This window comes from Brachybacterium sp. FME24 (assembly GCF_014897705.1).
Classification (GTDB): Bacteria; Actinomycetota; Actinomycetes; order Actinomycetales; family Dermabacteraceae; genus Brachybacterium.
In genome coordinates this window covers 91,212-109,524 of the sequence record NZ_JABUXV010000004.1, presented here as the reverse complement: position 1 = coordinate 109,524, position 18,313 = coordinate 91,212, and the positions used below count along the sequence as shown (strand labels likewise).

Below are 18,313 nucleotides of genomic sequence, written 5' to 3'. Positions count from 1 at the left end.
AACGATCGCGGTACGCGATCGCGGCGCCGCGTGAAGCCGCCCTCCGCCGAGGCGGGTGGCGTCAGGTGCAGGCCGTACTGCTGTGCCGAGGCACCTTCGACGGATTGTCCTGCTGGACCTGCAATCACTGCAACGCCGCCATTCTGCCATGGCAGTGGCCCCGTTCACACAGGGAATGGCAGAGCACGGTCACGAAGAAGTAACGAACTTCACCGTATGGGCGCTTCGGGAGGTCCGCATCGCGTCCCTCAGGTCACAACGGACGCGGATCATCGGGCCACTCGTCGTCGTGGTCGGCGAGGAAGCGCTCGAAGTGCTCGCCGATCTCGTCGGCCGTCGGCAGATCCAAGGTCGTCGCAAGTGGTGAGGGATCGCTGCCCTCGCTCATGGCGTCGTACTGCTCCTCGAGGGTCCGGACGATCTGATGCACCTCGCTGTTCTGGGCGAGGGTCCCCTGCAGGGCGACGGTCGCCGCGTCCGTGAGGTCACCGAGATGCACCAGCGGCAGGTCGAGACCCGCGGCGTCGCTGACCCGGCGCAGCAGAGCGAGCGAACCGGCCGGGAAATCGGTCCGCGTGAGGTAGTGCGGGATCTGCGCCGCGTAGCCCATCGCCGGGTGATCGGCGCGGCCGAGCCGGTGTTCGAGCAGAGCGCCGAACGCGGCCGGCACCACGATCTCAGCTGGCTCCCCGTCCTCGCTCCCCAGGGTCGTGCCTGGTGCCGGGGTGGGCCGCGTGTTCGGACGCCCCAGCAGCGAAGGGTCGTTCGCGTGCGCGAACAGCCCGATGGGACGGGTATGCGGGACCGCCATCGGCACCGCCTGCATCCCGACCACGCGCTCCACGTCGAAGAACTCGACCAGGTCGATGAGGGCTTCTGCCAGACGACCCCACTGCAGATCGGGCTCGGGCCCATCGAGGAACAGGAATGGCCGATCCGACTCGTCGTACATGAGGGACAAGGTCAGTTCGGGGATGTCCACGCCGGTGTAGGACGTCCCGTCGAACACCGCCTGTGGGCGGGATCCGCGATAGTCCAGCAGCTCGTCCATGTCGAAGGTGACCAGACGCAGATGACGCAGCTCGTCACGCAGGTACGTGGAGGCGATCCTGCACGCGTTGCCGGCGTCCACCAGGCCCGGGAGGGCATGGACCAGGGTCAGACCGGTACGGGGCACGGCCGCCAGCACATCGGCGGATTCGAACCGGTACAGGTCACGCGGGTCGCGCATCAGCGTTTCCTCCCTCGCGGCCGGTTGGACGTCACTCACCCCGATGGCACGCACACCCAGGCCTGTCCACCATAATGGACCACCGTGCTTCGCCGACCCCGGTCAGTCCGGCGCGGCGCGGTGTGAGGGTCAACCGTCAGAGGGAGCAGGTCCGTGGACGACGCTGAAGGGCTGATCGCCCAGGAGATCGCACGTGAGCAGGACTACGCCGATCGGCTCTATGCGCGACTCGATGAACTCATCACTCAGGTCGAGCGCAATCTGGAGGAGATCCAGGCATCACAGCATGCCTCGACGCACCAGAACCGGTCCGAGCGGGACTCGTTCATGGCGCTGTACGAGGACCGCCTGGCGCTGCTGCGCTCGGTCGCTCGCAGCGTGGTGTTCGGCAGACTCGACATGGACGACGCGGCGCGCCACTACATCGGCCGCATCGGACTTTTCACCGCCGATCGCGACCAGCTGCTCGTGGACTGGCGCGCCCCGGCGGCGGCCGCCTTCTACCAGGCCACCAGCATCGATCGCCGAAACGTCCGGTTGCGTCGGCACCTGATCAGTCGTGGTCGCGCCGTCGTCGGCCTCGAGGACGACGTCCTGGACCAGTCAGTGCTCGCGGCCGACGACCACGACGTCGTCCTGCAGGGCGAGGGAGCCCTGCTGGCCGCCGTCTCCGGCCAGCGGACCGGACGGATGGGCGACATCGTCGCCACCATCCAGTCCGAGCAGGACCGCATCATCCGTTCCGAGAACCGTGGCGTGCTCGTGGTCCAGGGTGGCCCGGGAACCGGGAAGACGGCTGTCGCCCTGCACCGTGCCGCCTACCTGCTCTACACCCACCGTCGGCGCCTCGAGCACACCGGCGTGCTGATCATGGCCCCGACACCTGGGTTCCTGCGATACATCGAACGTGTGCTGCCGAGCCTCGGAGAATCCGGCGTGGTGATGCTGACGCCCGGCGAGCTGGTTCCCGGCATCGAGACCTTCCTCCACGACACCGACGAGGTCGCCCGTGTGAAGGGCGACATCGCCATGGCCGACCTCATCGCCCGCGCGGTGAAGCAGCGCCAGATCATCCCCGACGCGGACATCCGCCTGCGCATCGACGGCACCCCGATCACCCTGACCCGGAACGCCCTGCGATCCGCCCGCCGCGAGGCCCGGGCCACGCACAAGCCGCACAACGCGGCCCGCGCGGTCTTCGTCCGCGCTGCGATGGACCGTCTGGTGGAGGCCTACGAACGCGCCCTGGCCTCCCAGGGTCACACGGTGGTTCCCGAGGACCGCCCCGATCTGCTCTCGGACCTGCGCCACGACCCTGAGGTCAAGCGTCAGCTCAACCTCGCCTGGCTCCCCTACACCCCGCAGGGCTTCCTGCGGATCCTGCTCTCGCGGCCCGACCGGCTGCGCGCTGCCGCGCCGCATTCCCTGGCGGATCAGGTCCAGCGCCTCGCCCGCCCCAAGGACTCCCCCTGGACGGTCGAGGACATCCCTGTGCTCGACGAGGTCGCCGAACTGCTGGGAGAGGACGACGCTCCCGCAGAGGCCAGGGCCCGTGAGGCCGCAAGCCGACGCGAGGCCGACGTCGACTATGCCCGCAAGGTCATCGAGAACGTCGACACCTCCGGCATCATCCGCGCCGAGGACCTCGCCGATCAGGTCGGGCACATCCGCGATGGACGCACTCTCGCCGAGCGCGCCTCGACAGAGCGCAGCTGGACCTACGGGCATGTCGTCGTCGACGAGGCCCAGGAGCACTCCCCCATGAGCTGGCGAGCCCTGATGCGACGCGCCCCCACGAAGTCCTTCACGGTCGTGGGCGACGTCGCGCAGACCTCTTCCGCCGGCGGCACGTCCTCCTGGACCGAAGCTCTGAGCCCCTACATCCAGGACCGCCTCCAGGTCGAGCACCTGACGGTCAACTACCGCACCCCGAGCCGCATCATGGAGCGTGCGGTGGCGATGGCGCAGGCCCACAATCTGCCGGTGACGCCGGTCAGTTCCGTCCGTGAGGGTGATCGGGACCCGCTCATCCAGCACACCGAGGAGTTCGCCATGGCGCGCCTCGCGGCGGACGCCGTGGTCGCCGTCCGCACCGAGAGCATCGGGCGTCTGGCCGTCATCGCGGCCACCGAACGCGTCGCCGACGTCCTCGCCGAGCTGCGCACGCGAACGGACCTGCCTCCAGTGGGCGCCGGCTCCGCGGGGGTGGACGACGAAGTCGCGGTGATGACCGCACAGGACGCGAAGGGCTTGGAGTTCGATGGCGTGATCCTGATCGAACCGGCCGAGCTGGTCGAGGCCCATGGTGCCGGTGACCTCTATGTCGCGATGACCCGTGCGACGACGCATCTCGGTGTGATCCACTCGCGAGAACTACCGGCGGGTATCGACCCCGCCTGAGACGGCGATCGGCGGCCGCGGCTTCCCCTCCGCGACCGCCGATCTGGTGTGCACTTCGTCAGTGCACGAGGGACATCTTAAGCACAGTGACCGGCCGCACCGAACCGTGTCCACAGAATCTCCCGAACTCGGCTCGATTCTCAGGCCGTGGTCGGGGTCTCCGCGCGCAGACGAGCGATCGCCGTCTCGAAATCCGTGAGCGAGTCGAAGTCCTGATAGACGCTCGCGAAGCGGAGATAGGCCACGAGATCGAGCTCCTGGAGCGGGTGCAGGATCGACAGCCCCACCTGGTGCGCCTCGATCTCGGCCTGCCCGCTGGAGCGGATATCCTCCTCGACCCGCTGAGCGAGCATCGCCAGCTGGTCATCGCTGACGGGCCTGCCCTGACAGGCCTTGCGGACACCGGAGATCACCTTGGCCCGACTGAACGGCTCACTCACCCCGGAGCGCTTCTGCACGGACAGCGACGCGGTCTCCGAGGTGGAGAATCGCCTCGAGCAGTTCGGGCACTGGCGTCGGCGCCGGATGGTCGCGCCGTCGTCGGACGTGCGCGAATCCACGACTCGAGAGTCGGGATGGCGGCAGAACGGACAGTGCATCCACCCAGGATACCGGCAAGCCCCGGCAATCAGCGCGTCGCGGCCCACTCCGCCGGAAGCTCGATCTGCTGACCAGCGGTGACCCGGCCGGTGGGCAGATGGTTGACGCTGCGCACCTCGGTGACGAAGTCCTGCTCGCTCATGCCCTCGGGGGCGTACTGCTCGGCATAGCCCCACAGGGTGTCGCCGGCCTCGACCGTGACGGTCACCGCATCCGTCTCGTCGGAGCCCGCGAGCGCAGAGGGCACATCGAACATCAGCAGCGCCGTCGCGGCCACCAGCAGGCCGAGCACGAAGGCGACCAGAGTCGCCAGGAAGCGCCCGCGCCGGGTGGCCTCGAGTCGAACACCTGCTCTACCCGCACGCTCGCCCCGCTCGTCGCGGTGCTGCGGGAAGGGAAGAACCGTAGCCGTATCCGTACGCATGTCCGAACTCCTGTTCGATCGAATGTCTGTGCGACTGTAGCCCCCAAGTCGCGCGACACGCAAGAGGAATCTCGAACACATGTTTGGTATCCGGTGCGTGCCGCCCTACGCTGGGTGACAGGACAACGGAACCGCGAGGGTCCGACAGACGAAGCCAGGAGGCCCGCACGATGATGCCGAGCACCCCCAAGCCGATCCGGGTCCGCGACGACGCACCGGCCGATACCGCCACCTCCGGGCTCAGCCGGCGGCAGCGCCTGGTGCTGGAGACCATCAACTCCGCGATCTCCGCGCACGGGTACCCGCCCACCATGCGGGAGATCGGTGATGCGGTCGGTCTGACCTCCTCCTCCTCGGTGTCCCATCAGCTCCAGGCGCTCGAGCGCAAGGGCTTCCTTCGCAGGGACCCGAAGCGCCCGCGCGCCATGGAGGTCATGATGCCCGGGGACGACGGCGCCCCCGAGCCCCTGCCGGTGCCGGAGATCGCCCCGAACTCCGTCACGGTGCCTCTCCTGGGTCGGATCGCCGCGGGCGTGCCGATCACGGCCGAGGAGCAGATCGAGGATGTCTTCACCCTGCCCTCGCGCCTGGTCGGCGACGGCGACCTGTTCCTGCTCCAGGTGGTCGGCGACTCGATGATCGACGCCGCCATCTGCGATGGCGACTGGGTCGTCGTACGCAGTCAGCCGGAGGCGCAGAAGGGCGAGATCGTCGCGGCGATGATCGATGGCGAAGCCACCGTGAAGACGTTCGTGCAGCGCGACGACCACGTCTGGCTGATGCCGCACAACCCGGCCTTCGCCCCGATCCTCGGCGACCATGCGGAGATCCTCGGCAAGGTCGTTGCCGTGCTGCGCGCGGTCTGAGTCAGTTCGCCGAGAGGCGGCGCAGCGCGCCGAGTGCGACCTCGGGGTCCGAGGTCGGCCAGAGCGGCGGCATCGACTCGCGGAGGTAGCCCCCGTACCGCGCCGTCGCCAATCGCGGGTCCAGCACGGCGACCATCCCACGATCCTCATGGGATCGGATCAGACGTCCCGACCCCTGTGCGAGCAGCAGAGCTGCATGCTGGGCCGAGACCGCCATGAAGCCATTGCCCCCATGCTGGCCGATCCGCTCCTGACGGGCGGACGTCAGCGGGTCATCGGGCCGCGGGAACGGGATCCGGTCGATGGTGACCAGCCGCAATGAGCGACCAGAGACGTCCACGCCCTGCCACAGGGTGAGGGTCCCGAACAACGAGGCGTTCTCATCGTCCCGAAACTTCCGCACCAGGTTCGCCATCGAGTCCTCGCCCTGCACCTCGATCGTGAGATCCAGGCGGGCCCGTACGTGCTCCGCAGCGAGCTCGGCGCCGCGGCGTGAGGAGAACAGGCACAGCGCTCCCCCACCGGATGCCTCCACCAGATCGGTGAGATGGTCGAGCATCGCCGGCGAGGGGCCCTCTCGCCCAGGCTGTGGGAGGTGGCGCGCCGTGTAGAGGATCCCCTGACTGCGGTACGCGAAGGGGCTGCCCACATCGAGGCCGGCCCAGGCGCTGGGATTCTTCGCCGACGGGATCACGTCGGGGTCCGTGCGGTCGGCTCGCGCCAGCCCTACTTCTCCGGCGGCGGGCTCGAAGCGGCCCCCGAGGGCCAAGGTCGCGGAGGTGAGGACAGCGGTGCGGTGCTCGAGGATCGCACCACGCATGGCGCCGGCGACGCTCAGGGGGGCCACCTGGATGCTCGAGCGACCGGTGACCGGCGAGTGCGAGACGGAGACGACGTCGTCATCGGCCGGCGAGGTGAGCCGCTCGCAGACGTCGATGATCTCCTGCAGATTGGCGCGGACCGTCTTGCGGGTCCCGGCCGTTCCCGCGGTCGAATCATCGCCGGCGTCCTTGGCATCGGAATGGGCGGTGCGCGCCTCGATGCGCAGATGCTGGACGGCATCGGCGAGGCGTTCGGGCAGGGACCCGATCACCCGCCCGTCGGTCGCGAGCTCGAGGGATTCCCGCAGCTCCTCGGAAGCGTCGTCCAATGCGGTCCCCGCGACGCCGAGCCCGCGCAGGTCGCGCACGGTCCCCCGGAGCATGCCGGGGTTCAGCACCTCCGTGATGGCGCTGGTGACACGGCCGGAGAGATCGTGCGCCTCGTCGAAGACCACGACATCGTGCTCGGGGATGATGCCGTGGCTGTCGAAGGCGTCGATCGCGAGCAAGGCATGGTTGGTGACGACGATGTCGACCTCCCGGGCGAGCTCCCGGCTGCGTTCGGCGAAGCAGGATTCCACCATCGGGCAGGTACCGCCGAGGCACTGGGACCCGGTGACGGAGACCTGCCTCCAGGCACGGTCGGAGACGGCGTCCTCCAGGGAATCGCGGTCCCCGCTGTCGGTCTCCTCCGACCACTCCCGCAGGCGCCTCACCTGGTCGCCCAACCGTTCGCTGCCCCCGCGGGCAGGATCGGCGGAGGCCTCGGCGAACAGCGCTCCGGGGTCGACCTCCACCGGGTAGCCGCCATCGAGCTTGTGACGGCACAGGTAGTTCGCGCGGCCCTTGAGCAGCGCGAAGGTGGGGGTGCGCGGCAGATGGGGCGCGATGGCCTCCACCAGGCGCGGCAGATCCTTGCGCACGATCTGTGTCTGCAGCGCGATCGTGGCGGTGGAGATGACCACCGGGCGCCCGCTGACCAGGGCATGACGCAGGGCCGGCACCAGGTAGGCCAGGGACTTCCCGGTGCCGGTTCCTGCTTGCACCAGCAGGTGACGCCCTCCGGACATGGCCGTATCGACGGCATCCGCCATCGCCTGCTGACCCGGTCGCGGGGCGCCCCCGATCGCCGAGACCGCTGCGTCCATGAGGGTCGACAGTTGGATGTCGGCGGCCCCCGGGGCGGCCTCGTGATCGGTGGCGGTGGTCATCGGATCAGCGTATCCGCGCCGGATCCGCCGACCGCTCAGGCCGCGCCGTGGAGCTCTGCGGCGAGCGCCTCATCCACGCGTGCTCGCAGCTGTGTGCCCTCCATGAGGTGCTCCTCGGAGATCACCTCTCCGGTGGTGTGCACCCGGGAGATCAGATCGCCGCGCGAGTAGGGGACCACCACGTCGACTTCGACCGCGGGGCGCGGCAGATGCTCCGAGATCAGATCGCGAAGCTCCTCGATGCCCATCCCGGTGCGGGCGGAGACCACGATCGAGTCCCCGACCTGACTGCGCAGGCGCGCGATGGTCTCCGGTTCGGCGAGGTCCGCCTTGTTCAGCACGACGACCTCGGGGACGTCGAAGCCCTCGATCTCCCCGAGCACAGTGCGCACTGCCGTGATCTGCCCCTCGGGATCCGGATGCGAGGCATCGACCACGTGCAGCAGCAGATCGGAGTCCCCGACCTCCTCGAGGGTGGAGCGGAAGGCCTCCACCAGCTGGGTGGGCAGGTGCCTCACGAAGCCGACGGTGTCCGCGAAGGTGAACTCGCGGCCGTCCGGAGTGGTCGAGCGCCGCACGGTCGGGTCCAGTGTCGCGAACAGCGCGTTCTCGACCAGCACCCCGGCGCCGGTGAGTCGGTTCAGCAAGGAGGACTTGCCGGCATTGGTGTACCCGGCGATCGCGACCGAGGGCACCCGATTGCGCTTGCGGTCCGCTCGCTGGGCGTCCCGGCCCGGCGTCATGGCCTTGATCTCGCGGCGCAGCTTGGCCATGCGGTCGCGGATGCGCCGACGGTCCAGCTCGATCTTGGTCTCACCGGGCCCACGCGAGCCCATGCCCGCACCGGCGCCGCCCACCTGACCGCCGGCCTGCCGGGACATCGACTCGCCCCAGCCGCGCAGTCGCGGCATCAGGTACTCGAGCTGGGCGAGCTCCACCTGCGCCTTGCCCTCACGGGACTTGGCGTGCTGGGCGAAGATGTCCAGGATCAGCGCAGTACGGTCGACGACCTTGACCTTGACGATGTCCTCGAGGGCGCGGCGCTGGCCGGGACCGAGCTCACCATCGACGATCACGGTGTCCGCGCCGTGCTCGGTGACGACCTCTGCGAGCTCGGCGGCCTTGCCCTTGCCCAGGAACGTGGCCGGGTCGGGATGCGCACGGCGCTGGAGGACGCCGTCCAGCACCTCGGAGCCTGCGGTCTCGGCGAGCGCCGCGAGCTCGAGCAGGCTGGTCTCGGCCTGCGCGGTATCGCCGGAGGTGTACAGACCGGCGAGGACCACACGTTCCAGGCGGAGCTGGCGGTACTCGACCTCGGAGACGTCCTCGAGCTCGGTGGAGAGCCCGGCCACGCGGCGCAGCGCCTGACGGTCGGCGAGGTCGTACTGCTCGCCATCGGCCCCGGAATCGTAGGTGACCTGCGAGACCGACGCATCACCGCGCGAGAGGATCCGCTCGGTCAGCGCGTCCCGACTTCGTGCGGTGGGAGCCGGGTCCGGGGTCGACGAGGCGGAGGGGGCGGGCGACGAAGACGTCGGCGAGGCCGGGGCGCCGTCTGCATTGTCGGTGGGCGCCGCGGCCCCGGTTCCTCCCGTGGTGGTCCCGTCGACGTCGGTGTCGGAGTCGGGCTCGGGATGGAAAGCGATGGGCACGGTCGGGGTACTCCTTGCGTCGGGGACTTGCGGTACTCACAGAGTCCCACGTCGGCGCGTCCCGGTCGAGGAATTTTGCGCAGGGCGCATCTGCGGCCATGACGTGCACCGCACGCTGCGCGGGGTCAGTATCCTGCTGGGGTGGACGAGCACTACTTCACCCCCTCCCCCAAGACCGACGACCGGCGCTTCCCCCTCCGGGTGAGCCTGGCGGGTCGCGACCTCGATCTGGTCTCCAGCGCCTCCGTGTTCAGCGGACACGCACTGGACAAGGCCACCGCCGTGCTGCTGAAACGCCTCGACGAGATCACGCAGCCGTCATCCCGCGCGCGGATCCTGGATCTGGGCTGCGGATGGGGGCCCATCGCCCTGACCGCCGCACTCACCTATCCCGAGGCAGAGGTGTGGGCGGTCGACGTCAGCGAGCGGGCGCGCGAGCTCACGGCCGAGAATGCGCAGCGGGCGGGGCTCACCAATGTCCGCGTCATCGCCCCCGACGACGTACCAGATGGCTTGGCCCTCGACGCGATCTGGTCGAACCCGCCGATCCGGATCGGCAAGCCGGCGCTGCACGAGCTGCTGCTGGAATGGATGGCGCGCCTGGCCCCGCAGGGCACTGCAGCACTGGTCGTCGGGAAGAATCTGGGGGCCGACCCGCTGGGCCGCTGGCTCGACGACCAGCTGCCCGAGCGTGAGGTTGCGAAGGTCGCCAGTGCCAAGGGCTTCCGCGTGCTGGAGGTCGGACCCTCCCGCTGAGGCCCCCGGCTGGTGTCGGTTCCTGGGGACCGCAGCGCCGTCGGCGTCAGGCCAGGGTGGTGCCGTCCGCGACGAGCTCGGCCGGTCCGGTGAGGGTGACCTCGCCGGTCTCCGTCCACCCGACCTGCAAGGTGCCGCCCGGCACGTCGACCCTCCACGGGAGGCGGGTCTCGTCGCCTGCGCGCAGCGCCGCGGCGACGGCGACCGCTGCGACTCCGGTCCCGCAGGAGCGGGTCTCGCCCACCCCGCGTTCGACGACGCGCATCGCCACGTGCCGCTCACCGCGTGCGGCGACCAGTTCGATGTTCGCACCGCCGGCGGGCTCGGGGTCCAGGGCAGGCCGATAGGTGAGGTCCAGCGAGCCCAGATCGAGCTCGGACGGCAGGAAGGCGACGGTGTGCGGGTTGCCCATGTCGACGTCGGTCCCGACCAGCGTCCGGCCCGCGACCACGACGGTCCGTGCCTCGAGAGTGCTGCGGCTGTCTCCCATCCCCACGCGTACCGACCAGGGACCGTTCTCGGTGGTGGGCCGCTGCAGGATCTCGACCGAGCGTGTCCCGGCGCGGGTCCAGACCTCGAAGTGGTCCTCGCTCACGTGGCCGGCGCGCTGCAGGTGGGCGGCGAGCACCCGCACCCCGTTGCCGCACATCTCTGCGGCGGAGCCGTCGGCGTTGCGATAGTCCATGAACCATTCGGGCGCGTCCGCGGGGGCGTCGATCCCGGCACGTCTCGTACGGACGGCGCGGATCACGCCGTCGCCGCCGATGCCGGCACGGCGATCGGCGAGTGCGGTGACGGTGGCCGGGTCCAGGTCCAGGGCGCCCTCGGGATCGTCCAGGAGGACGAAGTCGTTCTCGGTGCCGTGGCCCTTGGTGAAGCGGATGCTGTCGGTCATGGGGTGAGCCTATGACGCTTCCGGGTCAGACGCTGCGAGGCCCTCCTGGATCGCGGCCAGCGCGCGGTCCAGCGCGCTGCTCGGGCCATCCGGGTCGCCCGCGGCGGCATCGATCCACGCCACCCGCGCGTCGCGCCGGAACCAGGTGTCCTGCTTGCGCACCAGGCGCCGGGTGCCGACGACCGTCGCCTCGATGGCGTCCTGGCAGCTCATGGTGCCCTCGAGAACTTCGAGACCCTGCTCGTACCCGATGGCGCGGCGAGCGGTGAGTCCGCGGTCCAGGCCCTGATCCCGCAGGGTGCGGATCTCCTCGAGCAGGCCGAGCTCGACCATCCGGTGCACGCGGCGTGCAACGCGATCGTGCAGGTCGGCTCGTTCCAGCCGCAGGCCGATCTGGACAGTGCGGGCATCGGCGTACACCGGTCGCGGGAGGAAGGCGGTGAAGGGTCGTCCGGTGAGGGCACCGACCTCGAGCGCACGGACGATGCGACGGGTGTCGCGGGGCCCGATCATCTCTGCGGCGTCGGGGTCCGAGAGGGCGAGCTCGGCGTGCAGCACACCGGCACCTTCGTGGGCGGCGCGCGCCTCGAAGCGAGCACGCGTGGCGGCGTCGGTGGGAGGGAATTCGATGTCGTCGAGCACGGCGCGCACGTACAGGCCGGACCCTCCGACGAGGATCGGAATCCTGCCGCGGGACCGGATGCCCGCGATCGCCGCGCGGGCGGCCTGCTGATACGCGGAGACGCTCGCCTCCTGCGTGACCTCGAGCACGTCGAGCAGATGGTGCGGCACGGAGCCTCGCTCGAGTGCCGTGACTTTCGCCGTCCCGATGTCCATCCCGCGGTACAGCTGCAGGGCGTCGGCATTGACCACGTCCCCGTTCAGCCGACGTGCCAGCGCGATCGCCAGGTCGGACTTGCCGGTCGCGGTGGCCCCGACGATCGCGACCAGCGGCGGCACCTCGCAGTCACCGACCCCTCGTGCTGTCTGGTGGGGGGCCGGTTTCGTGACCGGGGTGACGTCCATGGTGGGCACCCTACCTGCGCCGATGCCTGAGGTCAGGCGGATCACGCCTGGTGACGGAGTGGAAACCAGCCGGACGGAGTAGGGTGAGCGACGGCCCGACATCCCGGGTCGATTTCATCTCCTACTGCATTGCTTGAGGTTGGAAGTGACTGCACCGAACGAGTCCCCCTCCATGATGGACTCGGCTGAAGGTCTGGCCCCGATGTCCCTGACCAGGGTCGAGGAGTGCCTCACCCGCCATGGTTACGCCTTCGTCGAGGATGACGAGCACCCGGAGATCCTCCGCGCCCGCTTCGACGACTACCGGTTCCAGTTCATGCTGACCGGAGAGGACCACGGCGTGCTGCAGACTCGCGGCCGCTGGAGCCACTCCGTGGACGTCTCGCGCAAGGTCGAGATGATCAAGCTCTGCAATGAGTGGAACATGAACCGGGTCTGGCCCAAGGTCTACGTGCGCCGCGAGTCCGAAGGTCTGCTCGGCGTCTACGGCGAGCTCGCCGCGGACTACCGCGCCGGCGCCCTGGACTCGCAGATCGACAGCGCCATCACATGCGGTCTGAGCACCGTGATCGCTTTCTTCAAGAGCCTCGAAGAGCGCCTCGGCGCGGAGCTCGACGAGCTCGACAGCTGACATTCGGCAGGCGAGCACCTGCTGATCAGGACCGGCCGACATCCCGCACAGGGGCGTCGGCCGTTTCTCATCCCGAGCATCTCAGGGTCGGCGCAGGCTCGGCATCCCGAGGGTGACCGCGCCAGCACCACTCGCGCCGGTGCCGGCGCCGCAGGAGGATCCGGCGCTCTGCCCCTGCACGCCGGCCTCCCAAGCATCCCCGGAGCGGGTGCGCCGCACCGAGAACTGCTCGCGGGAAGGCGCCGCGCCCGGCTGGACGGCCAGTGCACTGTCGGCGATCAGATAGAACGGTGCGGCACGGGTGACCCTCGCGGTGACCAGGTCTCCAGGGCGGGGACGAGAAGCTTTCGGGAGGTCCGCCGGCAGCGAGACGTGCACCAGTCGATGGTCACGGGCGCGACCGGAGATGCGGTGCGTCTCGGCGGCACGCTCTCCCTCCCCCTCGGCGACGAGGACTTCGACGGTGCTGCCCTCGAGCTTCTGGTTCTCCTCGTACGTGATGCGGTCCTGCAGCGCCGTCAGCCGCTCGTATCGCTCCTGCACGACCTCCTTCGGGATCTGATCCCCCATGGTCGCAGCAGGGGTCCCGGGCCGGATCGAGTACTGGAAGGTGAACGCGCTGGCGAAGCGGGAGGCCTCGACGACGTCGAGGGTGCGCTGGAAGTCGCCCTCGGTCTCCCCGGGGAAGCCGACGATGATGTCGGTCGTGATGGCGGCCTCGGGGATGCGTGCACGCACCTTGTCGAGGATGCCGAGGAACTTCTTGCCCCGATAGGAGCGCTTCATCCGGCGCAGCACGTCGTCGGAGCCGGACTGCAGCGGCATGTGCAGCTGCGGCATGACGTGGGGAGTCTCGGCCATCGCATCGATCACGTCATCGGTGAACATCGCGGGATGCGGGGACGTGAACCGCACCCGCTCCAGTCCGTCGATGTCGCCGCAGGACCGCAGCAGCTTCGCGAAGGCGCTGCGGTCGCCGAACTCGACCCCGTAGGAGTTCACGTTCTGTCCCAGCAGGGTCACCTCGATCGCGCCGGCATCGACGACGTCGCGCACCTCCGCGAGGATCTCTCCTGGCCGACGGTCCTTCTCCTTCCCTCGCAGCGACGGGACGATGCAGAAGGTGCAGGTGTTGTTGCAGCCGACGCTGATCGACACCCATGCCGCGTACACGGAATCGCGCCGCGTGGGCAGAGTGGAGGGGAACACCTCGAGCGACTCCAGGATCTCCACCTGCGCCTCGGCATTGTGGCGGGCCCGCTCCAGCAGCACCGGCAGCGAGCCGATGTTGTGGGTGCCGAAGACGACGTCGACCCAGGGTGCGCGCTCGACGATGGTGGCGCGATCCTTCTGAGCGAGGCAGCCGCCGACGGCGATCTGCATGCCGGGGTTCGCGTCCTTCCCCGGCCGCAGCGACCCGAGGGTGCCGTAGAGCTTGTTGTCGGCGTTCTCGCGCACCGCGCAGGTGTTGAACACGACGACGTCGACCTCGCCGCGACGGGGATCGGCCTCAGCCGGTGCGGCGACGAGCCCGGAGTCCTCGAGCATGCCGGTCAGGCGCTCGGAGTCATGGACGTTCATCTGGCACCCGAAGGTGCGCACCTGGTAGGTGCCGCGGGGCGAGACGACGTGCTGATCGTCGGAGGCGAGGTCAGAAGGGGGAGTGCTGAGGGACATAGTGCCTCCAGGGTACGGCGAGCGAGCCACTGTGCGCCTCCCGCCGGGGCGCCTGGGCGGCACTCGCCCGGAGAGTCCCCGGCTGCGGCGCGTCCGACGTTCCTCGGTGGGAGCTCCTGTCACCTGCGCAGTTCGAAGAGCGCCCAGCCCTCAGCGCTCAGGGCTGCTCGCGGCCTCGCGCAGCTCGCCGGCGATCACGTGGACCGCCAGGCTTCCGGGGTAGCCCTTGCGGGTGAGCAGGGCATCCAGGCGCCGGGAGAGTCGGCGGCGATGGCTGCCGTCGCGTTCGGTGCTCAGCTGCTCGCGGTCGCGATAGCCGATGCGAGATCGCACCAGCGCACGACACCGTGATTCCTCGTCGCTCTCCCCCGCGATCAGCGCTGCGTCGATGAGGGGGGCAGCTACCCAACGCTTGTGCAGTTCACGGCGCAGGGCCTCGTCGCCCAGAGCGCGCAGCTCTCGACGCTGCTGCACCCAGTCGCGGGCGAAGGCGGCGTCGTCGATCAGTCCGGCGCGATCGATCCGGGCCATGGTCTCGTGGGCGACATCGGCGGGGACCTCGCGCTTCTCGAGCCGCTGGCGCATCTCCCCGGCGGAGCGTCTGCGCGTCGACAGGAGCCTCATCAGGTACCGACACTCGTGCACGACGGCCTTCTCCCGCTCCGCCGACAGGGGGTCCGCCGCGGTGGGGGGCGAGTTGAGGATCTCGTGGGTGCGCTGCGAGAGATCGGCGCGGATCTCGGGCGCGGTGGGAATATGGGCGAGAGAGACGGGAGCGGCCGCGGCGATCTCGTGGTCGTCGCGGCCGCTCCCGGCCGGGAGGTGATCCGCCATGGATCAGATGGTGGCGGGGACGTCCTCGTCGAGGAACTCGTCCTCGCCGAGCGCGGCCTCTGTCGCCGCCTCCACCGGTTCAGCGGCGTATTTGCCGACTCCGAGGGTGCGCAGGATCTTCTCCTCGATCTCGACCGCGAGATCCGGGTTGTCCTTGAGGAACTGGCGGGAGTTCTCCTTGCCCTGGCCGAGCTGGTCACCCTCGTAGGTGAACCAGGCACCGGACTTGCGAACGATGCCGTGCTCGACGCCGAGGTCGATCAGCCCGCCCTCGCGGGAGATGCCCTCGCCGTACAGGATGTCGAACTCGGCCTGCTTGAAGGGCGGGGCCATCTTGTTCTTGACGACCTTGACGCGGGTGCGGTTGCCCACGGAATCGGTGCCGGACTTGAGGGTCTCGATCCGGCGGATGTCCATCCGCACGGAGGCGTAGAACTTCAGCGCCTTGCCGCCGGTGGTGGTCTCCGGGCTGCCGAAGAAGACACCGATCTTCTCGCGCAGCTGGTTGATGAAGATCGCGGTGGTGCCCGAGGTGGACAGCGCACCGGCGAGCTTGCGCAGCGCCTGCGACATGAGGCGAGCCTGCAGGCCGACGTGGGTGTCGCCCATCTCGCCCTCGATCTCGGCCTTGGGCACCAACGCGGCCACGGAGTCGATGACCACGATGTCCAGCGCACCGGAGCGGATCAGCATGTCGGTGATCTCGAGGGCCTGCTCGCCGGTGTCCGGCTGGGAGACCAGGAGGGCGTCGGTATCGACGCCCAGCTTCTTGGCGTACTCCGGGTCCATCGCGTGCTCGGCGTCGATGAACGCCGCGATACCGCCGTTGCGCTGCGCATTGGCCACGGCATGCAGGGCGAGCGTGGTCTTGCCGGAGGATTCCGGACCATAGACCTCGACGACACGGCCACGGGGCAGGCCACCGATGCCGAGAGCGGCATCCAGGGCGACGGAGCCGGTGGGGATGACCTCGACCGGGGGCCGGGTGTCATCACCCAGGCGCATGATCGAGCCCTTTCCGAACTGCCGATCGATCTGCGCGAGAGCATTGTCGAGCGACGAGCCGCGATCCTTGGAGGCGACCGTCTTGGATCCAGCTGACTTGGGAGCAGCCATGTGCTTCGTTCCTTCCTGGGGGGCCGGGAGTGCCGACGTCTTGACCTTGCGGCCACAGTAGGCGGCGGTCCCGACATTCGTTGCCACCCCGATCCCGGTGTGGATGACCGGTCAGTGGGGAGGAAAGACAAGATCGTGGACGTGGTGCCGGGGGAGACCGTCAGGGACCACTGTACCGAACAGGCGTTCGAACATGCGCGTTTCCAGAGGGTGCGTCGCGGCGTGTCGCACGGCTTCCCGCCATGGCGTACGGCATCGAGGTGCGTCGTGCGGCATCTCGGAGAGCAGCGTGCCCGTACCTCATGCTCGCGACACCCGGGGAGATCCGGGCAGAGTCAGCGTCGTCGCTGCTGGAGGGGAACTTCCCAGCGCCGGGACTCCGGCACGTCCATCGCCTCGCAGAGAGCTGTCCATACCGTGCGCACACGAACCCCGTGCTCGAGGGCCTGCTCGGCGGTCAGGCCGCCGGCGTCCTCGAGCACGAGGTCACGCGTGTAGGTGCGGGCCAGGGCCGGGCCGAACACATGATCGGCCAGCTCCGTGAACTCGCTGCGCCGCACCTCAGTGAGCGCCGACCAGCGGGCTCGCGTCGTCGGCGAGGCCCTCGGGAACGGTGTCGGGGATGGTGACGCGCTCCGCGACGGCGATCCGATCGGACACCTCGCGCAGGACGAAGGACAGCGGGAGACCCAGGGCATCGGTCACGGAGACCAGCAGCTCGCTGGAGGCCTCCTTCTGGCCGCGCTCGATCTCGCTGAGGTAGCCCAGGGACACGCGGGCGTCGGAGGACACCTGCCGCAGCGTGCGGCCCTGGGTACGACGAGCATCGCGCAGCACGTCCCCGAGCTCCTGACGGAACAGGACCATGGCCTTGCCTCCCTTCCTCTGGTTGAACTGGTGGAACACCTCAGGGGTGCGGTGCATGGAAGTCATCACGATCATCACAACGCCCCGACCCTCCAGAGTGTTCCCCAGAGTCTAGTGGTCCGCCTCGCAGGGCTCGCTGAGAATTGTGCATGACGAGACCCTGAGGAGGAAGCACCGTCACGCCGTGATGACCTGCAGGTGAGCTCAGCAGCCGAGGGCGGACCCCAGGTCCTCGAGCGCGGCGTCGACAGCTGCCGCCCGGATCCTGGCCCTTCCACCGCTGAGATGGAGTTCACGGACAGAGGTCTCGCCGTCCCGTCGGGCAAGGCCCACCCAGAGGGTCCCCTCCGGCACGCCACGCTCGTCCGGGCCCGGTCCGGCCACCCCCGTCGTGGCCACCGCGAGATCCGTGCCGTACAGCGCGAGCGCCCCGTCCGCCATCGCGGTGGCCACTTCGGGCGCCACGGCTCCCCTGCTCACGAGCAGGCCGGCGTCCACGCCGAGCACACGCGACTTGGCGGAGTAGGAGTAGCAGGCCGCTCCCCCGGCGATGACGGCGCTCGCTCCGGGGACGTCGACCAGACGGGCGACCACGGCACCGGCCGTCAGGGACTCCGCCGTCGCGATCGTCAGCCCGAGCTCGGCTGCCCGGTCGATGATCGCAGCGGGATCTGAGGTCACGCAGCGCCGCCGGCGAGGGCTTCACGACGCAGTCGCAGGCCGTCCTTGAGGTTGACGAGGCCGGACCACACGGTCAGGACCACGGCGAGCAGCACCAGCGCGAGGCCGATCCAGCGCGCCGGCCCCCACCACAGCTCGAAGGGGATCAGGCAGAAGCTGATCGCGACGGTCTGGACCATCGTCTTCGCCTTGCCCGCCATGTTCGCAGGCAGTGCGCCGTACTTCAGGATGGTGAAGCGCATCACGGTGATGCCGATCTCGCGGACCAGGATCAGGATGGTCATCCACCACGGGACGTACTCCCAGATCGACAGCATGATCAGCGCCGCCCCGGTCATCGCCTTGTCCGCGATGGGGTCGACGATCTTGCCGAAGTCCGTGATCAGGTTCCGGCTGCGTGCCAGGTATCCGTCCAGGAAGTCCGTGATCATCGCGAGCACGAACACCGCCGCCACGAGCAGGCGCCCGGGGACGGAGTCCGGGAAGAGGACGGCAAGCACCACCAGCACCGGGACCATGGCGCACCGCACCATGGTGAGGATGTTCGCGATGTTCCAGAGCGGGACCGGGTCCGTACGGGGTGTGCTCATCGGTGCTCCTGCGGGGTGGAGGGTGGAGGCGGTGG

18 protein-coding genes are annotated in these 18,313 nt (G+C 69.4%); 4 read left to right on the top strand and 14 right to left on the bottom strand.

What is annotated here, in order from left to right; translation table 11 throughout:
- Positions 1–253: 253 nt before the first annotated feature.
- Positions 254–1,231, bottom strand: coding sequence for a proteasome assembly chaperone family protein (locus INT51_RS05635; RefSeq protein WP_193104229.1), 978 nt, complete (start codon positions 1,229–1,231; stop codon positions 254–256).
- Positions 1,232–1,384: 153 nt separating this feature from the next.
- On the opposite strand from INT51_RS05635, the gene INT51_RS05630 reads away from it, so the two are divergent.
- Positions 1,385–3,631 (top strand): ATP-binding domain-containing protein, encoded by a 2,247-nt coding sequence (locus tag INT51_RS05630; protein WP_193104228.1) that lies wholly within the window; start codon positions 1,385–1,387, stop codon positions 3,629–3,631.
- A 140-nt stretch (positions 3,632–3,771) separates the two neighbouring features.
- Here INT51_RS05630 and nrdR read toward each other — a convergent pair whose 3' ends face one another.
- Positions 3,772–4,230: a transcriptional regulator NrdR gene (nrdR, locus tag INT51_RS05625; RefSeq protein WP_193104227.1), complete on the bottom strand. Its 459-nt coding sequence runs from the start codon at positions 4,228–4,230 to the stop codon at positions 3,772–3,774.
- A 29-nt stretch (positions 4,231–4,259) separates the two neighbouring features.
- Positions 4,260–4,655 (bottom strand): LysM peptidoglycan-binding domain-containing protein, encoded by a 396-nt coding sequence (locus INT51_RS05620; protein ID WP_193104226.1) that lies wholly within the window; start codon positions 4,653–4,655, stop codon positions 4,260–4,262.
- A 170-nt stretch (positions 4,656–4,825) separates the two neighbouring features.
- Between INT51_RS05620 and lexA the strand changes: the two genes are divergently transcribed.
- Positions 4,826–5,521: a transcriptional repressor LexA gene (gene lexA / locus INT51_RS05615; RefSeq protein WP_193104225.1), complete on the top strand. Its 696-nt coding sequence runs from the start codon at positions 4,826–4,828 to the stop codon at positions 5,519–5,521.
- A 1-nt stretch (position 5,522) separates the two neighbouring features.
- Here the strand turns inward: lexA and INT51_RS05610 are convergent, their stop codons facing one another.
- Both INT51_RS05610 and hflX read right to left on the bottom strand, forming a co-directional pair.
- Positions 5,523–7,553, bottom strand: a complete 2,031-nt coding sequence (locus INT51_RS05610) for an ATP-dependent DNA helicase (RefSeq protein WP_193104224.1) — start codon at positions 7,551–7,553, stop codon at positions 5,523–5,525.
- Positions 7,554–7,588: 35 nt separating this feature from the next.
- On the bottom strand, positions 7,589–9,205 hold the full coding sequence (gene hflX / locus INT51_RS05605; protein ID WP_193104223.1) for a GTPase HflX: 1,617 nt from the start codon (positions 9,203–9,205) through the stop codon (positions 7,589–7,591).
- Between the two features lie 141 nt (positions 9,206–9,346).
- Here hflX and INT51_RS05600 point away from each other — a divergent pair, with 141 nt between their 5' ends.
- Positions 9,347–9,961, top strand: coding sequence for a class I SAM-dependent methyltransferase (locus INT51_RS05600; RefSeq protein ID WP_193104222.1), 615 nt, complete (start codon positions 9,347–9,349; stop codon positions 9,959–9,961).
- Between the two features lie 46 nt (positions 9,962–10,007).
- Here INT51_RS05600 and dapF read toward each other — a convergent pair whose 3' ends face one another.
- On the bottom strand, positions 10,008–10,856 hold the full coding sequence (gene dapF, locus INT51_RS05595) for a diaminopimelate epimerase (protein ID WP_193104221.1): 849 nt from the start codon (positions 10,854–10,856) through the stop codon (positions 10,008–10,010).
- A gap of 9 nt (positions 10,857–10,865) precedes the next feature.
- Positions 10,866–11,882, bottom strand: coding sequence for a tRNA (adenosine(37)-N6)-dimethylallyltransferase MiaA (gene miaA / locus INT51_RS05590; RefSeq protein ID WP_193104220.1), 1,017 nt, complete (start codon positions 11,880–11,882; stop codon positions 10,866–10,868).
- A gap of 145 nt (positions 11,883–12,027) precedes the next feature.
- Between miaA and INT51_RS05585 the strand changes: the two genes are divergently transcribed.
- Entirely contained in the window at positions 12,028–12,513 is a 486-nt protein-coding gene (locus INT51_RS05585; protein WP_304502088.1) for a YbjN domain-containing protein, read from the top strand.
- Positions 12,514–12,594: 81 nt separating this feature from the next.
- Here the strand turns inward: INT51_RS05585 and miaB are convergent, their stop codons facing one another.
- The 7 genes from miaB to pgsA form a co-directional block, all read right to left on the bottom strand.
- A complete protein-coding gene (gene miaB / locus INT51_RS05580) occupies positions 12,595–14,190 on the bottom strand; it encodes a tRNA (N6-isopentenyl adenosine(37)-C2)-methylthiotransferase MiaB (RefSeq protein WP_193104219.1) in 1,596 nt (531 codons plus the stop codon).
- A gap of 150 nt (positions 14,191–14,340) precedes the next feature.
- The gene (locus INT51_RS05575) at positions 14,341–15,024 is read right to left on the bottom strand and encodes a regulatory protein RecX (protein WP_226832002.1); all 684 of its coding nucleotides are present in this window, start codon (positions 15,022–15,024) and stop codon (positions 14,341–14,343) included.
- 3 nt (positions 15,025–15,027) lie between these two features.
- Positions 15,028–16,140, bottom strand: coding sequence for a recombinase RecA (gene recA / locus INT51_RS05570; protein WP_193104218.1), 1,113 nt, complete (start codon positions 16,138–16,140; stop codon positions 15,028–15,030).
- Between the two features lie 335 nt (positions 16,141–16,475).
- The gene (locus INT51_RS05565; RefSeq protein WP_193104217.1) at positions 16,476–16,700 is read right to left on the bottom strand and encodes a DUF3046 domain-containing protein; all 225 of its coding nucleotides are present in this window, start codon (positions 16,698–16,700) and stop codon (positions 16,476–16,478) included.
- Position 16,701: 1 nt separating this feature from the next.
- Positions 16,702–17,007, bottom strand: coding sequence for a helix-turn-helix domain-containing protein (locus tag INT51_RS05560; protein WP_193104389.1), 306 nt, complete (start codon positions 17,005–17,007; stop codon positions 16,702–16,704).
- A 204-nt stretch (positions 17,008–17,211) separates the two neighbouring features.
- Positions 17,212–17,688: a CinA family protein gene (locus tag INT51_RS05555; RefSeq protein WP_193104216.1), complete on the bottom strand. Its 477-nt coding sequence runs from the start codon at positions 17,686–17,688 to the stop codon at positions 17,212–17,214.
- Entirely contained in the window at positions 17,685–18,278 is a 594-nt protein-coding gene (gene pgsA, locus INT51_RS05550) for a CDP-diacylglycerol--glycerol-3-phosphate 3-phosphatidyltransferase (RefSeq protein ID WP_193104215.1), read from the bottom strand. Before pgsA ends, INT51_RS05555 begins: the two co-directional genes overlap by 4 nt.
- Positions 18,279–18,313: the final 35 nt, after the last annotated feature.